The organism is Terriglobia bacterium, from assembly GCA_020073205.1.
Classification (GTDB): Bacteria; Acidobacteriota; Polarisedimenticolia; order Polarisedimenticolales; family JAIQFR01; genus JAIQFR01.
Genome location: JAIQFR010000145.1, coordinates 1 through 16,323, shown reverse-complemented (window position 1 = coordinate 16,323; position 16,323 = coordinate 1). Strand labels below are relative to the sequence as shown.

Here is a 16,323-nt window from a genome sequence, read left to right as displayed (position 1 = left end):
TCGAATCCTCTGCGACCGGTGGCGACGTGTCCCCACTCGGCCTGAACGCCAACGAAAACTCCCTCCCCACGGTCTCCGTCCGCGCTACACTCTCTGCGACTGCGAACTGGGACGACATCACGAGGTGCGAAACCCGCCATGGTCACCACGTCGGACCGCTTCATGAATAGTCCGGGCTAACCACCGGCTGAAGCTGCCGGCCCACGCTGTCAGGGGTCGTGCTTGCGCACGCGTCGCGCCAACCCAGCCCGCAACTGATCGCGAGCGTTAGCCGGAACCGAAGGCAGCGAGAATTACACGATTGCACGGCCCCCGTGAAAGGCGTATAGTATTGCATGAGGATGACCGCGCATGATCGTATCCTTCGGGGACAAGGCCACGGAAGCGCTCTTCCATGGACGGCCCTCGAAGCAAGCTCGGCGGCTTCCGCAGGACGTTGCAAGGGTCGCGGTCCGGAAGCTCGACATGCTCAACGCCGCCAGGACGCTCGGTGATCTTCGTTCACCTCCCGGCAACTACCTCGAGGTACTTCACGGCGACCTGACCGGGTTCCACAGCATCCGGGTCAACGACCAGTGGCGACTGGTTTTCCAGTGGACCGGATCCGACGCATACGAGGTTCGACTTGTGGACTACCACTGAATCGACGAGGGTACGATGATCCCTTCGCACCGTACGCCCACTCATCCTGGGGAAGTCCTCCAAGAGGAGTTCTTGACTCCGCTCGGGGTCACTCAGGTCGCGCTCGCGGAGCACATCCGCGTTTCGGTTCAGCGCGTCAACGAGCTCGTCCGAGGGAAGCGCGGCGTGACGCCTGATACTGCCTGGCTTCTTGCCCAAGCGTTCGATACGACACCCGAGTTCTGGCTCAATTTGCAGGCGACCTTCGATCTGGCGCAGAGCCGGCCGCCTCGGGCAGTGCGGCGACTCCGAAAGGCGGGGCAGCGTGACGGTCCGGCTAACGCGCGTGAACGCGACGGTCCAGCCGGTCACGGCGCTTGCAAACTGCGCACGCGTCGCGCCCGTCCGGCCCGCGCGTTACGCGGGGCGTTAGGCGCACTGGAGATGCTATGCGGGTAGGTGCGCTGGTTTTGGCTGCCCTCACCGTCACTCAGGCGCTCGGTGGGGAGCCGTCTCCGCTGTCGGCCAGCGAACTGAAAGCAGCGAAGATCCACTATGTTCCTGCGGCCGAGTTGAAGGTCTTTCCACTCCCTGTCTTCACGACGGACTGCGCAGGTCTTGCGGCAGAAAAGGACCTGGCCGATCTCAGGGCCAACCTGCTGGTGCCGATCATTCTGTACAGCGAACGACCGATATCGTCTGTCAGACTCGATCTCTGCGGGAAGTGGCCGCAAGGGTTAAGCGTCGCTACGACCTACCTCGACGGTGGCTACCTTGGCGTCTTCTTGTCCAAACCCGACGTGGACCGTTTCGACTATTCCTGGTGGCTACAACTAGCACACCTGGTGGACTCCCATCATGCCCAACTTGAGCCGTGAGCCCCATCTGTCGGAGCCCTGTGATGCCCCACGTGAGCCGCGAGACGCAAGAGGAACGGAATGAGAGAAACATCATCATGAAGAGCGGATCCCAGAAAGGAGAGTCTTCCTCTCGGATGATCGACGAGAGGATCAAGGAGCTGGGCGACTGGCGGGGCAAGATGCTCTCCCGGCTCCGCACATTGATCAAGCAAGCCGACCCCGAGGTGGTCGAGGAGTGGAAGTGGAGAGGGGTTCCGGTGTGGTCTCACGACGGATTGATCTGCACCGGCGAGACGTACAAGAACGTCGTGAAGATGACCTTTTCCAAGGGGGCCGCACTTCAGGACCCATCAGGCCTCTTCAACTCCAGCCTCGATGGAAACACCAGGCGTGCCATCGACTTCCACGAGGGCGAGAAGATCGACGAGGAGGCATTGAAGGCTCTCATTCGCGCGGCCGTGACGCTGAACGCGTCCCGTTCAGGATAGGCACGCGAAGCGCGACGCTGACGACACATCCCGAGAGAAGCTCTTCCTCCCCGCCCACGGGGTCCCGCGGCGCCGCTTGCTCGATCGCTGCTCCGATCCGTGGCGTCCTCCGGGTCCGGTACCTCGTGTTTCTCTTCGGGCTCGTCGTATCATGACCGTGAAGCTGCTGGCCAGCGTCGGACGCGCATCGGTCGGCGCCGCGGGTACATAGGGCCGAGGAGGGATGATGCCACTTCAATCCGCACCCATCGCGCGAACCGGAATGCGCATTCGCAAACCGGTCGCCGAGGTCTTCAACGCCTTCGTCGATCCCGCCGTGACCCGCCGGTTCTGGTTCACGCGGGGCAGCGGGAGGCTCGAACAGGGCGCGCGCGTCAGGTGGACCTGGGACATGTACGGCGTCTCGGCCGACGTCGTGGTCAGGGCGCTCGAGGTGAATCGCCGGATCCTGATCGAATGGCCGACCCCCGTCGAGTGGATCTTCACCCAGCGGCCCGACGGCACCACCTACGTGAGCATCATCGCGTCGGGGTTCACGGGAAGTGACGACGAGAAGGTCGCCCAGGCCGTCGATTCCATGGGGGGGTTCAGCTATGCCCTTGCAGGTTGCAAGGCGTTCTTGGAGCACGGCGTCGAGCTCCGCCTTGTTGCGGATCACAACCCCGACGCGCACGTCGAAGGCGGCGCCTGACGAGCGCGCCCAAGCTCGCGGAACGGCTCCGTCTCAGCGCGACCCGTATTCATGACGGCATTCGCCAGCCGCGGCTGAGCGGGAGCGTTGCGACGCCTCACCCGGAGGGGCCATGGACGAGAAGCACGAGCTGGTTCGCCATTTTCTCGCCGCCCTCGCCTATCGCACCCAGAAGGCGCTGAGGGACGCCCCTCCCGACTTCGGCTCGTTCCGCGCGGCGGACGGCGTGAGGACCCCGTCGCAGCTGGTGTGCCACATGACCAGCGTCCTGGGCTACGCGCGCACCTTCTTCACGGGCGGCACCTACCGGCCTGAGCCGCTTCCGTCTCTGGCGGATGAGATCGGTCGGTTCCACGGGATGCTGAGCGAGCTGGCCCGACACCTCGAGGCCGGCTCCCGCCTGCGTGAGGGGATGACGCCGGAACGGCTGCTCCAAGGGCCGTTGGCGGACGCCATGACCCACGCCGGGCAGCTGGCTCTGCTACGGCGGCTCGCAGGCTCTCCGGTGCCGCCGGAGAATTTCGTCCTGGCCGATATCGACGCGGCGCGACTGGCTCCCGAGCAGGCCGATCCCGTCAGCCCGGACGACGTCTGGCCTGAGGCGCCGCCGTCCTGGGTCCCACCCTCTCGGAAGATGTCGAGCTGACATCGGCAGCGGGGACCTCGAGAGATGCCGTTCCTGGTCATCGAGCGTTTCCGGCCGTGTCGGCGTTGGCGCGTGTGAGGTCGGCATGACCGGCGTCCTCTGGGCGTACGCGGGCGGCTTCCTCGTGCTGGCGCACTTCTTCGTCGTGCTGGTCGAGGAGCCGACCCTGCGGAAGACCTTCGGCGACGACTACGAGAGGTACTGCGCGAAGGTGCGCCGGTGGTGGCCGTCGTCGGGCCGACCGGCTACACTCGCGAGGAAGAGCGCGCACATGAGACGCTTGATATCGAGCGGCAGCCCGTACGAGCCGCGCGTCGGGATCTCCCGTGCGGTTCGCGTCGGGCCGATCATCGCGGTGTCGGGAACCGCCCCGCTCGGACCCGACGGGCGGACCGTCGGAAAAGGAGACCCGACTGCGCAGGCCCGTCGCTGCCTCGAGATCATCAAAGAGGCGCTGGAGCGGGCCGGCGCGTCGCTGGAGCAGGTCGTTCGGACGCGGACCCTGCTCACCCGAATCGAGGATTGGCAGGCCGTGGCGTCGGTGCACGGCGAGTTCTTCGGCTCGATCCGTCCCGCGAACACCATCATGCAGGTCTCGCGCTTCATCGATCCGGACTGGCTCGTGGAGCTCGAGGCCGATGCCGTCGTCGAGACGGAAGCGGGCGGCCAGGTGGCGTGAGCGTGGGGGCGATGGGGACCGATGTCCTGGCCGCGATCGGGAACACGCCGCTGATCGAGCTCAAGCGCGTCGTGCCCCGGGGGGCCGCCCGGGTCGTCGCGAAGCTCGAATGGACCAATCCGACCGGGAGCATGAAGGATCGAATGGCCCGGGCCGCGATCGAGCGGGCGGAAGCGCGAGGCCATCTGTCCCCGGGAGGCACGGTCGTCGAATACACCTCGGGCACCACCGGGATCTCCCTCGCGCTGGTCTGCGCGGCGAAGGGGTACCGGCTCGAGATCGTCTATTCCGACGCCTTCAGCCGCGAGAAACGCCTCATGATGCAGGCGTTCGGCGCTCGCGTCACGGAGGTGCCGAGCGATGACCGACGGATCACGGGAGCGTTGATCAAAGAGATGATCCGTACCGCGGCCGACCTCGGGCGGCGTCCCGGGCACTGGCACTGCGATCAGCTCGACAACCATGATGCCGTCTCCGGCTACCTCCCCCTCGGCGAGGAGCTCTGGCGACAAACGGACGGACGCCTCGACGCGTTCGTGCACTCGGTCGGCACGGCGCACTCGATCCACGGCGTGACGCGAGCCCTCTGGTCGCACGAGCCGCGCATCCGCATCGTGGCCGTCGAGCCGGCGGAATCCGCCGTGTTGTCGGGAGGCGTTTCCGGGTCGCATCAGATCGAAGGGATCGGGATCGGGTTCATTCCCCCGCTCTGGCAGCCCGAGCTCGTGAACGCCATCGACACCGTCACCTCGGGCGACGCCCGAGCCATGGCCCGGCGCCTGGCGCGCGAGGAAGGCATCTTCGCGGGTCCGTCATCCGGCGCGAACGTGGTCGCGGCCGTCCGGCTGGCCCGCGAGCTGGGTCCTGAGGCCACGGTCGCCACGCTGATCGTCGATTCCGGGGTCAGGTACCTGAGCACGGACCTCTTCGCGGGCGCGTGAGCGGCCCGGCCATGCGCCGGAGCTGTGGAGGGATCGGCTGATGGACAGCATCGGGGATCGGCGAGCGTCGTTTGCCAAACTCCATGAGTCCGGCTGCTTCGTCATTCCCAATCCCTGGGACGTCGGAAGCGCGCGCTTCCTCCGCCACCTCGGTTTTCGCGCGCTGGCGACGACGAGCGCCGGCTTCCAGTTCACGCGCGGGCAAGCCGACACCGTGTGGGGATCGCCGCGGGACGTCGTCCTCGCCCACGTCGCGGAGATCGTCGCCGCGACCGATCTGCCCGTCAACGCCGATTTCCAGTCCGGGTACGCGCACGACCCCGAGGGGGTCGCGGCGAACGTCGCGCTGTGCGTCGACACCGGTGTCGCCGGGCTGTCGATCGAGGACGCCACCGGGGACCCCGGTCAGCTCTACGAGCTGTCCTTCGCCGTGCGACGGATCCGGGCGGCGCGTGACGCGATCGCCGCCAAGGGGGCCCCGGTGCTGCTCACGGCTCGGGCCGAAAGCTACCTTACGGGCCGTCCCGAGCCGCTCGAGGATGCGCTGCGCAGGCTGACGGCGTACGCCGAGGCGGGGGCCGACGTCCTCTTCGCGCCGGGACCGCGGACACGGGAGGAGCTCCGCGCCATCGTGCGCGCCGTGGCGCCGAAGCCGGTCAACGCCATCGTCACGGCCAACATCGGATTCACGGTCGCGGACCTCGCCGACCTCGGCGTGCGGCGGATCAGCGTGGGTTCGGCGCTCGCGCGAACGGCCTGGGGCGGCTTCATTCGGGCGGCAAGGGCGATCGCCGAGAGGGGCAGCTTCGAGGGGTTCGACGGAGCGGCCCCCTTCGCCGAGCTGAATGCCGTCTTTTCCGCGGATCGACATGCCGACGCTGATTGACGTCTGGGCCACCGTCCGCCATCTGCTGATCGGACTGCTCGTCCTGGCCTTCGTCACGATGCCGTGGTCCGTCGTCGCGGGGGCGAATCTCCATCTCTCGCCCCGGGTCCCGTGGGCGATCCCGATCGGCCTGATCTACCTCGGGCTCGCCGTCGCCTACTTGAGCGGTCGGGGTCGGCCGGCGACGACGGCCGGCGTCCGACGGAGCCGCTTTAGAGCGCGTTGGCTCACCGGAGCGGAATCGTTCTGGTCCTTGCTCGCCGGCGTTTCCGCGATCGCCTGCCTGTGGCTTCTGTTCGCCGCATTCGGCGGCTTGGGAGGCGAAACCCCGCCCGGCCGCGAAGCCACCCTGCCGGCCGCGGTCCTCTTCATGTTCGTCGTCGTCAGCTCGGCCGCCACGGCGATCGGCGAAGAGGGAGGCCTTCGCGGCTTCATGCAGGCGCCGCTGGAGCGGCGCTTCGGTCCCACGGCGGCGATCGCCGCGAGCACGGTCGCGTTCGTCCTGATCCACGCGACCCACGGCATCCCCGCTCTGGTTCGCGCGGCGCCCATCTACGCCGCGGCCGGCGTCGTCTACGGTCTTCTCTCGTACCTCACGCAGTCGATTCTTCCGGCACTGGCGCTCCACTTTCTCGGCGACGTCGTCGCGTTCGGCCTGCGGTCGTCGTTGATTCACCTGTCCGGGCCGCGCACCGCGCCAGCGGTCGCGCTGAGCATCGCCGGCGCGATCGTCGCCTCGGGCATCGCGATCCTCGCGTTCGGCCGGCTCAGGGCGGTCAGCGCGACGACGCGGATCTCGCGGCTGTCCGACCCCGACGCCGCCTGACGAGGCGCTCCAAGTACCCAGCGCCGGCCGCTATCCGTCCGCACGTTCTTGCGAGAGAATGCGAGGGAGGTGCTCGCCGCTCGACCCTGCGCCGTCCCTCAGGAGAATCGATCCCGATGATCGAGATGCGGCTCGCGAAGTGCAAGGTGAGGTCCTACCGTGAGGACGACGCCGCGTCGCTGGCCATCCACGCCGACAACCGTAAGGTGTGGATCAACCTCCGGGACCGGTTCCCCCACCCCTACACCCTCGCCCACGCCCGCGCGTTCATCGAGGCGGCTCTCGCCGCCGTCCCGGAGACGAGCTTCGCCGTCGCCGTCGACGAGGCGGCGGTGGGCGGCATCGGCTTCACGCTTCACGAGGACGTCGAGCGGGTCTCCGCGGAGATCGGCTACTGGCTGGGGGAGCCCTTCTGGGGGCGCGGCATCATGACCGAAGCCCTCAGGACGGTCACGGCCCACGCCGTCGGGACCCACGACTTGACCCGCGTGTACGCCGTGCCGTACGAGTGGAACCCCGCTTCGTTCCGCGTGCTCGAGAAGGCCGGGTACGTGTGCGAAGGCCGCATGCGTCGGAGCGCGATCAAGGACGGCCGCGTGATCGACCAGATGCTGTACGCTTACGTCGTCACGGGGGCCGAGGCCGCGGGGGACGGTGCTCCGTCCCGCGGCTGATTCGAGGCGGGCGGCGCCGCGGAAGGGAACCCAGGGGGGGCGGCGGCCGTATTTCCAGGAGTGACGTTCTTCTGGAACGCGACCGAGCGGAGGCTGCGGGCCTTCTGGCGCCTGCTCGCGCAGGCCGGCCTCATGACGGGCCTCGCGCTCGTCCCCATCCTGGCCGTCGCGGAGCCCCTCACCGCGCTGCACCGGCGGGGATGGTTCTTGCCGGGGTCAACGCACGCCGGATACGACCGGATCATCAACATGCTCGTCGGGCCGCTCCTCGCCGCCGCCGTTGTCGCCAGCGTCGGGCTGGCCGGCAGGTGGCTGGACCATCGCCCCTTCTCGGACTTCGGCGTGCGCCTCGATCGCGCTTGGTGGCTCGGCCTGGGCGCCGGTTTCCTGCTCGGCGCGTCGGTCATGGCGCTGGTCTTCGCGCTCGAGTACGCGGTCGGTTGGGTGACGATCACCGGCACGATGGTTCCGAACGCCGCCGGCGTCTCTCTGGGCCTGGCGCCGAGGGCCTCACGCTCCCCTGGGGCATCGTGGCCTCGTCCGCCATCTTCGCCTCGCTGCACGCCTTCAACGACAACGCGAGTATCCTGAGCGCCGTAGGGATCTTCGTCATCGGGGTCTTCCTGGCCGCGGCGGTCCTGGTGACGGGCCGGCTCTCGACCGCCATCGGGGTCCACATGGCCTGGAACTTCGTCCAGGGGGCCGTCTTCGGGTTCCCCGTCAGCGGCGACAAGGAAGGGGCGAGCCTGATCGGTATCCGGCAGGGGGGCCCGTCGTTCCTGACCGGTGGAGCGTTCGGACCGGAGGCGGGGCTCGCCGGGATCGTGGCCTCACTCGCGGGCATCGGTGCGCTCGTGGCCTGGCGGCGCTGGCGCCGGCAGGCGCGAGCCCGCGCGGAGGACGTCCGGTGAGGCGCCCGACGAGATCGACGCGGCGTTCCCCGCGGAGGGTATGGCACACCGTCTCCACTGGCCGACGCCGGGGGTCCCGGAGGACGTTCCGTGACCACGAGACCGGGGGCGGCAGGGAGAATCACAAGATGGGAGGGACCGTCATGCGGGTCATGTCGGGATGGAGGCTGAACCGGCAGCGGGCGCTCGTGTGGATCTTGGCCGTCGGCATCGCGGCGCTCGCCTGGGGACCGGGCACGGTGGCGCAGGACAAGGACGTCGCGGCGAAGCTCGCCGGCTTCGACGCGTACATGGAGAAGGTCCTCAAGGACTGGAACGCGCCGGGCATCGGCGTCGGCATCGTGGTCGGGGACAAGCTCGTGTTCGCGAAGGGGTACGGCTACCGCGACTACGAGAAGAAGCTGCCGTTCACGCCGGCGACGCTCTTCCAGATCGCGTCGAACACGAAGCTCTTCACCGCGGTCGCCGCCGGCCTCCTGGTGGACGAGGGGAAGCTGACCTGGGACAAGCCGGTCCGCGAGTCCGTCCCCGCCATCCGGTTCCACGACGACCTGCTGAACTCGAGCGTCACGCTTCGCGACATGCTCTCCCACCGGACCGGCGTGACCCGTCACGACATGATCTGGTACCAGGCGGACGACTCGCGGAAGGAGCTCTTCGGCAAGCTCAAGTACATGGAGCCCAAGGAGCCGCTCAGGACGATCTTCCTGTACAACAACATGATGTACACCGCCGCGGGGTACCTGATCGAGCTGCAGTCCGGGAAGACCTGGGAGGCGTTCGTCCGCGAGCGCATCCTCGAGCCGCTCGGCATGGCCAGCACCCTCTATTCGGTGTCGGACATGGTCAAACGGCCCGCCTTCGGCGTGGGATACACGGAGAAGCGCGACTCCTTCGAGATCTACCACATCCCCTACTACGAGGACACCGCGGGGATGGCGCCCTGCGGCGCGATCATCTCCAGCATCGACGACATGTCGCACTGGCTCATCGCCCTGATGAACGACGGGAAGTACGGCGGCAAGCAGGTCCTGCCGTCCGATGTCCTCAAGGCCACGCTCGAGCCGGCCGTCGCGATGCCCAACACCCTCGGCGAGACGCGCGGATACTGGGAGCTCCTGAACGAGGCGTACGGCATGGGCCGCTGGACCGGGTCGTACCGCGGGCACCTCCTCGCCTTCCACGGGGGCGACCTCGACGGCTTCCACTCCCAGGTCTCGTACATGCCCCTGGAGCACGTCGGGGTCATCGTCTTCGTCATCGGGGATCACTGCGCCAGCCTCTACAACACGATCAGCTACCACGTCTACGAGCGCCTCCTGGGCATGGACCCGACGCCCTGGAGCGAGCGGCTTCTCGAGTCCAGGCTGAAGGGCAAGAAGGCGGGAACGGAAGCGCGATCGAAGGCGGGCGCCGACCGGGTCGCCGGCACGGAGCCCTCCCATCCCCTCTCGGCCTACGCGGCCACCTACGAGCATCCCGCCTACGGCTCGCTCAGGATCGGGCTCGCGGACGGCCAGCTCCAGTTCGACTTCCACAAGATGAAGTTCCCGATGACCCACTTCCACTACGACCGGTTCGACACGCCGGACGACGAGCGCTACGGCAAGTGGTCGGTGAACTTCGGGACCAACCCGCAGGGGGACGTGGACAGGGCCGTGATGTCCCTCGACGAGGGCGAGGTGGCGTTCACGCGGAGGCCCGAGACTCTCGATCCCAAGCTCCTCGAGAAGCTGGCGGGAACCTACGAGACCCCCACGGGATTCAAGTTCCAGGTGGCCGAGAGGGACAACGGGAGCCTGTTCCTGGTGTTCCCCGGCCAGCCGGACGCCGAGCTGATCCCGTACAAGGGCTTGACGTTCCGCATCAAGGACTTCTCCGATGTCGTCTTCGAGTTCGTCGTCGAGGGAGGGCAGGTCCAGGCGCTCAAGCAGAGGGACGCGTCGGGAGAATTCACCTTCGTGCGAAGATAGCCAGGGTCGAGGGTGCGCGCATGGAGAAGGGACCGGAAGGACGCGCCGCGATCCGTCGCGGGGATCTCGGGTCCCCCGTCGCCCGCCGGCTGATCGCGGCGCTGAACGACGAGCTGGCGCCGATCTATCCCGAAGCCGGAGCGAACCACTTCCGGCTGGACGTCGAGGAGGTCGAGCCGGGAAGGGGCGCCTTCTTCCTGGCCTACCTCGGCGACGAGCCGGTCGGCTGCGGAGCGGTCCGGTGCCTCGACGAAGAGACCGCCGAGGTCAAGAGGATGTACGTGGTGCCCGCCCATCGCGGCCGCGGGGTGGGACGGGCGATCCTCGGCGAGATCGAGGCGGAGGCGCGGCGGCTCGGCGTCGCGCGGCTCGTGCTCGAGACGGGTGGGCGGCAGCCGGAGGTCCTGGCGCTCTACGCGAGCGCCGGCTTCGCGCAGATTCCGAGGTTCGGAGAGTACCTCGCCTCCCCGCTCAGCGTCTGCATGGGGAAGAGCCTCAGCCGCCCGAGCGTCCGGCGCACGTGAAAAAGCCGGAGGGGGCCTCACGGCCCCCTCCGGCTTCCTTGCGCTTCGTGATCCGACGCGTCCCGCCTACCTCGCGCCCTCGACGGGCGGCTCGCAGGCGTCCCCGACGCCGTTGCCGTCGGCGTCGCTCTGGTCGGGGTTGTAGACCGCCGGGCAGTTGTCCAGGTCGTTGGGTACGCCGTCGTTGTCCGTGTCGGGATCGCAGACGTCCCCGATCCCGTCGCCGTCGTTGTCGCTCTGGTCGGGGTTGAACACCGCCGGGCAGTTGTCGCACGCGTCGCCGTGGCCGTCGCCGTCGGCATCGAGCTGATCGGCGTTCGCGGCCTTCGGGCAGTTGTCCAGAACGTCCGGGATGCCGTCCCGATCCACGTCGGCGATCGTCTTGCCGCCGCACGGGCTGGCGTTCGGCCGCTCGGTTCCGTTGCTCCGCTGCCCGAGGCTCGACTCGCTGCAGGCGGGGTCCTTGCGAGAGATGAGGTAGTAGAACACCTGGCCGACCGCCGGGGTGTCCGTGTCGGTGACGCTCGGCCCCGGGACGCCCAGGTCGAAGCAGGTGTGGTTGTAGCCAAAGGGGCTTCCAGCCGCTCTTACGCCCCGGTACACGTTGAACGGCCCGGCCTCGGCTTCGGTCCAGGCGACCGTGGTGGTGCCGGTGGACTTGTTGTGGCTCAGCGCCACGCTGCTGCCCACCGGGTTGCTCTGATTCGCGAGGTCGGCCGGGCAGTCGGCGGCCGACCCGGTGCAGCTCTCCGCCGGGTCGCACGGCGCGGTGGAGGGCCGGCACTCGAGGCTCGACGGGGCGAAGAGGTCCGTGGGGCAGTCGTTGCTCACGCCGTCGCAATCCTCCGCGACGTCGCAAACGCCCGCCGCCGCCCGGCACGTCGCCGTGCTCTTCAAGTCGGCGGGACAGGCCGGTCCGGCGCCGGTGCAGTACTCGGCGACGTCGCAGACGCCCGCCGCTCCGCGGCATTCGGTCGCGGGTCCCGCGAAGAGGTCGGCCGGGCAGTCGTTCCCGACGCCGTCGCAGGATTCCGGGACGTCGCAGAGGCCCGTCGCGATCCGGCAGACCCCGACGCTCTTGAGGTCGGCGGGACAGGCCGCGCTCGCTCCGGTGCAGAACTCGGGAGCGTCGCAGACACCCGCCGGAACGCGGCACTCGACGCTCGGCGGGGCGAGGGCGTCAGGAGGACACGCCGCGTTGACGCCGTCGCAGACCTCGGGCAGGTCGCAGTCGCCGGCGGAGCCGCGGCAGATCGAGCCGACGTTCCCCGGCGCGTTGACGCAGCCGCTCACCGGGTTGCAGGAGTCGACCGTGCAGACGCTGCCGTCGTCGCAGTTGAGCGCCGGACCGCCCTGGCAGACGTAGACCGGATCGGAGACCGCGATCGAGTCGACCCAGTAGCCGGTGTACCCGAAGCTCTCGTCGGTCGCCACGCGCCACTGGAGCTGGACCGACTGACCGGCGGCCGCCGCCGGGAGATTGACCGTGACCGTCACGAATCCGCTGCTCGCGCCGCTCCAGGCCGACCGGCCCGCCAGCGGGCTCCCGTAACTGCTGGAGATCGTGCCGACGTACCCGCCGGTCACGAAGCTGCCGCCCGCGGCCAGGATGTCCTGGAACGCGCCGGCGGCGATGGAGATCTCGAGCACCGCCCCGTCGAAGTAAGTGCTGGTGCCCGACTCGAGGTCGTACCGGTGCTTGAAGGTGACCTGGGCCGTCGCCGAGGCCACGCTGAACGTGGGAGAGACCAGCGCCTTGTCGGAGACGACGGCGCTGTCGGCGGCCCACGCCGCGTTCGGCGCGGTGTCGCTGAAGGTGGTCACGGTGGTGAACACGTCGCCGGTGGGTCCGGTCGTGGTCCACCCCGACGGGAGGGCCGGCGCCGTCACGCCGTCGAAGTTCTCGGTCAGACCCGTTCCGGGCTGCGGACCGCAGACGTCGCCGGTGGTGCAGGCGTTCCCGTCGTCGCAGGGGTTCGCGGCGTAAACGTGGGTGCAGACGCCGGTCGCCGGAGTGCAGCCGTCGTTCGTGCAGGCGTTGGCGTCGTTGCAGTCCTTGGGAGTGCCGACGCACGTTCCGGCGGTGCAGTGGTCGCCATCCGTGCAGAGGCTGTTGTCGCTGCACGGGTTGGAATCGTTCGGCGTGTAGACGCACCCGACGCCCGCCTGGCAGGCGTCGTCCGTGCAAGCGTTGGCGTCGTCGCAGACGACCGCCACGTACTGGCACTGGCCGGTGGCCGGCACGCAGGAGTCGGTCGTGCAGGGGTCGTTGTCGTTGCAGGTCGTCGGCGTGCCGCCGACGCAAACGCCGCTCGCGCACGTGTCGTTGCTCGTGCAGAGGTTGCCGTCGTCGCACGGCGCGGTGTTGTTCGTGTGCACGCAGAGCCCAGAAAGGCAGACGTCGTCCGTGCAGACGTTTTCGTCCTTGCAGTCCTCGTCCCCGGTGCAGCCGAACTCATACGCCCCCATCGTCGGCGTCGTCGCGTTGCGCGCCTTCCCCTCGGCGTCGACCGTGACCGCCGCGATCGGCGTGGCCATCGCGATGACCGGCGATCCTGACGTCAAGTGCAGGTCGGTCGTCGAGGTGAAGAGCGCGTCGGCGTCGAGCGAGTTCAGGTCCTTACCGGTCGCCGTCTGCCATGCCGCGAGCGTCGCCCGAGCGCTGCCGAGATAACCCAGCGTCCCGCCGGCTCCCGGCCAGTAGTCGTTGTAGTTGATGTCGGTGAAGACGGTGCTCGCCGCCGCGCAGTAGATCGCGTAGCGGGTACCGACCGTCTCGTCGTTGGCGAAGACGTTGTCCCGGATGTCCAGCGAGCCCGCCGTCGCGATGCTGCTCGAGATGTTGACGGCCGCCGTGATGCCGGTCGCCGAGGTCTGACTGGTCGTCATGCGCACCGAGTTGTAGTAGAGCTCATAGCCGCCGCCGGACTGGACCACGATCCCCCAGCCGTTGTCGGCGTAGGTCGCGCCGCTGTAGCCGTAGGACGCGATGTCCGTGATCACGTTGTTGGCGACGATCAGGTTCGAGGCCGTCGACGTCGCGGTCAGGTAGATTCCGTTGCTGCCGTACCCGCCGGTGTTGGTGTTCTTGACGTCGCTGATCCCGTTGCCCGTGATCGATCCGCCGTTCACCACGCCGTAAACCTGGATGCCGGTCGACGTGCTCGTCGAGGCGAGCGTCACGCCCATGATCGTGTTCTGGCTGATCGTGAAGTTCTGGGCGTCGCCGATGAACATGCCGCGGAAGCCCAGCTTGTCCGCCGTCGTGGTCGACCCGAACGTGTTGCCGGTGATCAGCCAGTTCTGGTCCAAGGTCGTGGCGTTGCCGTAGATGTACGCGGCGTTCTGCGCCGCGTAGATCAGGTTGTTCTGGATCGTGTCGTTCGAGTTCGCGGTTTCGCCCGCGCCGCCGAGGGTCGTCCCGCTGCCGGCGGTGATCCCCACGACCGTGGTGGAGCCCGTGCCGTAGACGATGCAGTTCTTGATCGTGTCGAAGTTCGCGCCGTTGCTGGCCGACGCGCTGGCGATCCAGATCACGGTCGCGGTCGTGCCGGCGTTCGTGTTCGTGATCGTCAGGCTGCGGTCCGTCCCGGCGGAAAGCGACCCGTCGATCGTGACCCGATCCGCGCCGCTCAGCTTGATGAGGCCGGTCGCGCTCGTTCCCGAAATCGTGCGCGGCGCGCCGGTCGGCACGATCGTCAGCGTGTAGCCGCCGACCCCTTCCTCCGCCCATTGGTTCAGGGCGACGGTGCCGGTCTCGGCCGTGAGGTCGCCCGCGATCTCGATCGTCGTGTTCCCGTTCAGCACGCCGTTGTTGATCCTGTCGAACACGCCGCCGGTGTTGGTCAGCGAGTCAGCATCGCAACCGGACGCGCAGACGGTCTTGGTGCCGGCGTACACCACCGCGATCATGTAGCTGCTCGGTGTCGTCGGCGGGGTGCTCGCAGCCGGCGGATTGGCGGTGAACCCGGCCGCGCCCGCGGCGGGGTACGCCCCCACGTTCGGCGTCGTCGCGGTGTCTTGGGCGGCCACGAAGTACTGGATCGTGTCCCCCGGGACCACGCCGCCCACCGAAGCGTACGCGAAGGTGCAGTCGTACGTGTTTCCGCTGACGTAAGGGCACTGGCTCGACGCGTACGCGCCGGTCGTCCCCTTGCGGAAGTACAGGACGGGCAGGCCGATCCCCGACGTGGGCACGCCGCTGGCGTCCGTGACGGAGATCGCGAGCACGCGGTCCGACGTGCTGGTCGTGTTGCCCAGCGCGGTGTAGGCGATGCTCGGCGCGGAGGAATCGGTCGGCAGCTCGTACGCACCGATCGTCGGAGTGCTCCCGCTCCTCGCGGCGCCGGTGAAGTCCACCGTCACGCTGACCGGCGTGCCGGCTCCGAGCACCGGCGAGCCGAGCTGCGGCGCGAGATCCGTCGCCGAATTGAACAGCGGGGCGGCCGAGATCGAGTTCCCGTCCTTCCCGGTCGCCGTCTGCCACGCCCCCAGGGTCGTCTGGTCCGCGCCGAGGTACCCGAGCACGCCGGTCGCGCCGGACGCGTAGTAGTCGTTGTAGTTGATGCTCGAATAGACCGTGTTCGCGGCGACCGAGTACACGGCGTAGGCCTTGTCGCCGGTCGACGTCGAGTTGTCGTAGCTGTCCGAGAGGACGTTGTCGCGGATGTCGAGGTTCGTGCCGGTCGTGTTCACGAACAGCGCCGCCGCGGCCCCGCCGGCGGTGTTGCTCGAGTAGCCGGCGTGGGCGCCGAAGAGATTGACGGAGTTGTAATACACGCTGACCCCGCCCGTGGTGCCGTCCAGGTCGATCCCGATCGGCCAGTAAATGGCCGATGCGTCCTGGTAACAGTAGACATCCGTGATGACGTTGTTGGCGATCGTGATGTTGCTCGACGCCACGCCGGTGTTCACGATGATGGCCCGGGCGCCGTACCCCGAGGTGGTCGTGCTCGCGACCGTCTGGATGCCGTTCCTCGCCACCGTCGCGCCCGTCACGCCGCTGCCCAGGTACAACGCGGTGATCGAGGCCGTGCCGCTCGCCGACGCGCTCGACGTCACGCTCGTGATCGTGTTCTGGGAGACCGTGGCGCCGCCGACGTTGCTGTTCAGGTAGATGGCTCCGGCGGACCCGACGGTCGCCGAGAGGTTCCGCACCGTGTTGCCTGTGACGGCGGGGCTCACGGCGTTCTGCAGCCAGATCCCGGCGAAGCCGATGTTGCCCGTCCCCGAGCTCGCCGGGCCGACGACGTTGCCGTCCACCACCAGCGAATCGATGCCGCCCGAGGACGTCGCCGCCGTCCCGCTGGCGTAGATCCCGTAGTACACCTTGGTGATCGCGTTCCCCCGGATCGTGTTGCCGTCGTTGTCGTCGCCGTTCGTCCCGGCCGTCGAGCCGCCGACGGAGATCCCGTAGATTCCCGAGGTGTTCGCGCCGCCGGTGATCGTGAGGTTGCGGATCGTGTCGTTGGTGGCGCCTTGCCCCAGGCCGAGCGACGCGAGAGCAACGACCGCCGCGCCGCTGGTCGTGCTGCTGTTCGTGATCTCCAGGCTGTTGCCGCCCGAGTTCAGGCCGTCGATCGTCACGCGGTCGGCGCCGTTCA

The 16,323-nt window shown here is 68.4% G+C and carries 16 protein-coding genes; 15 read left to right on the top strand and 1 reads right to left on the bottom strand.

Annotated features, from left to right (window positions below):
* Nucleotides 1-351: 351 nt before the first annotated feature.
* The 15 genes from LAO51_18930 to LAO51_18860 all read left to right on the top strand — a co-directional run bounded on the left by LAO51_18930 (nucleotide 352) and on the right by LAO51_18860 (nucleotide 10,720).
* The gene (locus tag LAO51_18930; protein ID MBZ5640817.1) at nucleotides 352-642 is read left to right on the top strand and encodes a type II toxin-antitoxin system RelE/ParE family toxin; all 291 of its coding nucleotides are present in this window, start codon (nucleotides 352-354) and stop codon (nucleotides 640-642) included.
* A 15-nt stretch (nucleotides 643-657) separates the two neighbouring features.
* The gene (locus tag LAO51_18925; protein MBZ5640816.1) at nucleotides 658-1,080 is read left to right on the top strand and encodes a HigA family addiction module antidote protein; all 423 of its coding nucleotides are present in this window, start codon (nucleotides 658-660) and stop codon (nucleotides 1,078-1,080) included.
* Nucleotides 1,071-1,499, top strand: coding sequence for a hypothetical protein (locus LAO51_18920; GenBank protein ID MBZ5640815.1), 429 nt, complete (start codon nucleotides 1,071-1,073; stop codon nucleotides 1,497-1,499). Before LAO51_18925 ends, LAO51_18920 begins: the two co-directional genes overlap by 10 nt.
* A 74-nt stretch (nucleotides 1,500-1,573) precedes the next feature.
* Nucleotides 1,574-1,969 carry a DUF1801 domain-containing protein gene (locus LAO51_18915; GenBank protein MBZ5640814.1) on the top strand — a complete coding sequence of 132 codons (396 nt, stop codon included), beginning with the start codon at nucleotides 1,574-1,576 and terminating at the stop codon, nucleotides 1,967-1,969.
* Nucleotides 1,970-2,192: 223 nt separating this feature from the next.
* Complete coding sequence (locus tag LAO51_18910; protein MBZ5640813.1) at nucleotides 2,193-2,660, top strand: SRPBCC family protein; 468 nt, start codon at nucleotides 2,193-2,195, stop codon at nucleotides 2,658-2,660.
* Between the two features lie 112 nt (nucleotides 2,661-2,772).
* Entirely contained in the window at nucleotides 2,773-3,306 is a 534-nt protein-coding gene (locus LAO51_18905) for a hypothetical protein (protein ID MBZ5640812.1), read from the top strand.
* 271 nt (nucleotides 3,307-3,577) lie between these two features.
* Complete coding sequence (locus LAO51_18900; protein ID MBZ5640811.1) at nucleotides 3,578-3,985, top strand: RidA family protein; 408 nt, start codon at nucleotides 3,578-3,580, stop codon at nucleotides 3,983-3,985.
* 11 nt (nucleotides 3,986-3,996) lie between these two features.
* Entirely contained in the window at nucleotides 3,997-4,926 is a 930-nt protein-coding gene (locus LAO51_18895; protein ID MBZ5640810.1) for a cysteine synthase family protein, read from the top strand.
* Nucleotides 4,927-4,966: 40 nt separating this feature from the next.
* Nucleotides 4,967-5,812: an isocitrate lyase/phosphoenolpyruvate mutase family protein gene (locus LAO51_18890; GenBank protein ID MBZ5640809.1), complete on the top strand. Its 846-nt coding sequence runs from the start codon at nucleotides 4,967-4,969 to the stop codon at nucleotides 5,810-5,812.
* Nucleotides 5,796-6,638: a CPBP family intramembrane metalloprotease gene (locus LAO51_18885; GenBank protein ID MBZ5640808.1), complete on the top strand. Its 843-nt coding sequence runs from the start codon at nucleotides 5,796-5,798 to the stop codon at nucleotides 6,636-6,638. Before LAO51_18890 ends, LAO51_18885 begins: the two co-directional genes overlap by 17 nt.
* Before the next feature lie 125 nt (nucleotides 6,639-6,763).
* Nucleotides 6,764-7,312: a GNAT family N-acetyltransferase gene (locus LAO51_18880; protein MBZ5640807.1), complete on the top strand. Its 549-nt coding sequence runs from the start codon at nucleotides 6,764-6,766 to the stop codon at nucleotides 7,310-7,312.
* Nucleotides 7,313-7,372: 60 nt separating this feature from the next.
* The gene (locus LAO51_18875) at nucleotides 7,373-7,903 is read left to right on the top strand and encodes a hypothetical protein (GenBank protein ID MBZ5640806.1); all 531 of its coding nucleotides are present in this window, start codon (nucleotides 7,373-7,375) and stop codon (nucleotides 7,901-7,903) included.
* Nucleotides 7,843-8,223 carry a CPBP family intramembrane metalloprotease gene (locus LAO51_18870; protein ID MBZ5640805.1) on the top strand — a complete coding sequence of 127 codons (381 nt, stop codon included), beginning with the start codon at nucleotides 7,843-7,845 and terminating at the stop codon, nucleotides 8,221-8,223. The genes LAO51_18875 and LAO51_18870 overlap by 61 nt, the downstream gene beginning before the upstream one ends.
* Nucleotides 8,224-8,375: 152 nt before the next feature.
* Nucleotides 8,376-10,196, top strand: a complete 1,821-nt coding sequence (locus LAO51_18865) for a serine hydrolase (GenBank protein MBZ5640804.1) — start codon at nucleotides 8,376-8,378, stop codon at nucleotides 10,194-10,196.
* 20 nt (nucleotides 10,197-10,216) lie between these two features.
* The gene (locus LAO51_18860) at nucleotides 10,217-10,720 is read left to right on the top strand and encodes a GNAT family N-acetyltransferase (GenBank protein ID MBZ5640803.1); all 504 of its coding nucleotides are present in this window, start codon (nucleotides 10,217-10,219) and stop codon (nucleotides 10,718-10,720) included.
* A gap of 66 nt (nucleotides 10,721-10,786) precedes the next feature.
* Here the strand turns inward: LAO51_18860 and LAO51_18855 are convergent, their stop codons facing one another.
* Entirely contained in the window at nucleotides 10,787-11,617 is an 831-nt protein-coding gene (locus tag LAO51_18855; GenBank protein MBZ5640802.1) for a thrombospondin type 3 repeat-containing protein, read from the bottom strand.
* Nucleotides 11,618-16,323 lie beyond the last annotated feature (4,706 nt).

Bases quoted from the DNA above. Each gene is read 5' to 3' on its own strand.
- LAO51_18885 (MBZ5640808.1), top strand. From the start codon at position 5,796: ATGCCGACGCTGATTGACGTCTGGGCCACCGTCCGCCATCTGCTGATC.
- LAO51_18890 (MBZ5640809.1), top strand. From the start codon at position 4,967: ATGGACAGCATCGGGGATCGGCGAGCGTCGTTTGCCAAACTCCATGAG.
- LAO51_18905 (MBZ5640812.1), top strand. From the start codon at position 2,773: ATGGACGAGAAGCACGAGCTGGTTCGCCATTTTCTCGCCGCCCTCGCC.
- LAO51_18925 (MBZ5640816.1), top strand. From the start codon at position 658: ATGATCCCTTCGCACCGTACGCCCACTCATCCTGGGGAAGTCCTCCAA.
- LAO51_18920 (MBZ5640815.1), top strand. From the start codon at position 1,071: ATGCGGGTAGGTGCGCTGGTTTTGGCTGCCCTCACCGTCACTCAGGCG.
- LAO51_18880 (MBZ5640807.1), top strand. From the start codon at position 6,764: ATGCGGCTCGCGAAGTGCAAGGTGAGGTCCTACCGTGAGGACGACGCC.
- LAO51_18910 (MBZ5640813.1), top strand. From the start codon at position 2,193: ATGATGCCACTTCAATCCGCACCCATCGCGCGAACCGGAATGCGCATT.
- LAO51_18865 (MBZ5640804.1), top strand. From the start codon at position 8,376: ATGTCGGGATGGAGGCTGAACCGGCAGCGGGCGCTCGTGTGGATCTTG.
- LAO51_18895 (MBZ5640810.1), top strand. From the start codon at position 3,997: ATGGGGACCGATGTCCTGGCCGCGATCGGGAACACGCCGCTGATCGAG.
- LAO51_18860 (MBZ5640803.1), top strand. From the start codon at position 10,217: ATGGAGAAGGGACCGGAAGGACGCGCCGCGATCCGTCGCGGGGATCTC.
- LAO51_18900 (MBZ5640811.1), top strand. From the start codon at position 3,578: ATGAGACGCTTGATATCGAGCGGCAGCCCGTACGAGCCGCGCGTCGGG.
- LAO51_18930 (MBZ5640817.1), top strand. From the start codon at position 352: ATGATCGTATCCTTCGGGGACAAGGCCACGGAAGCGCTCTTCCATGGA.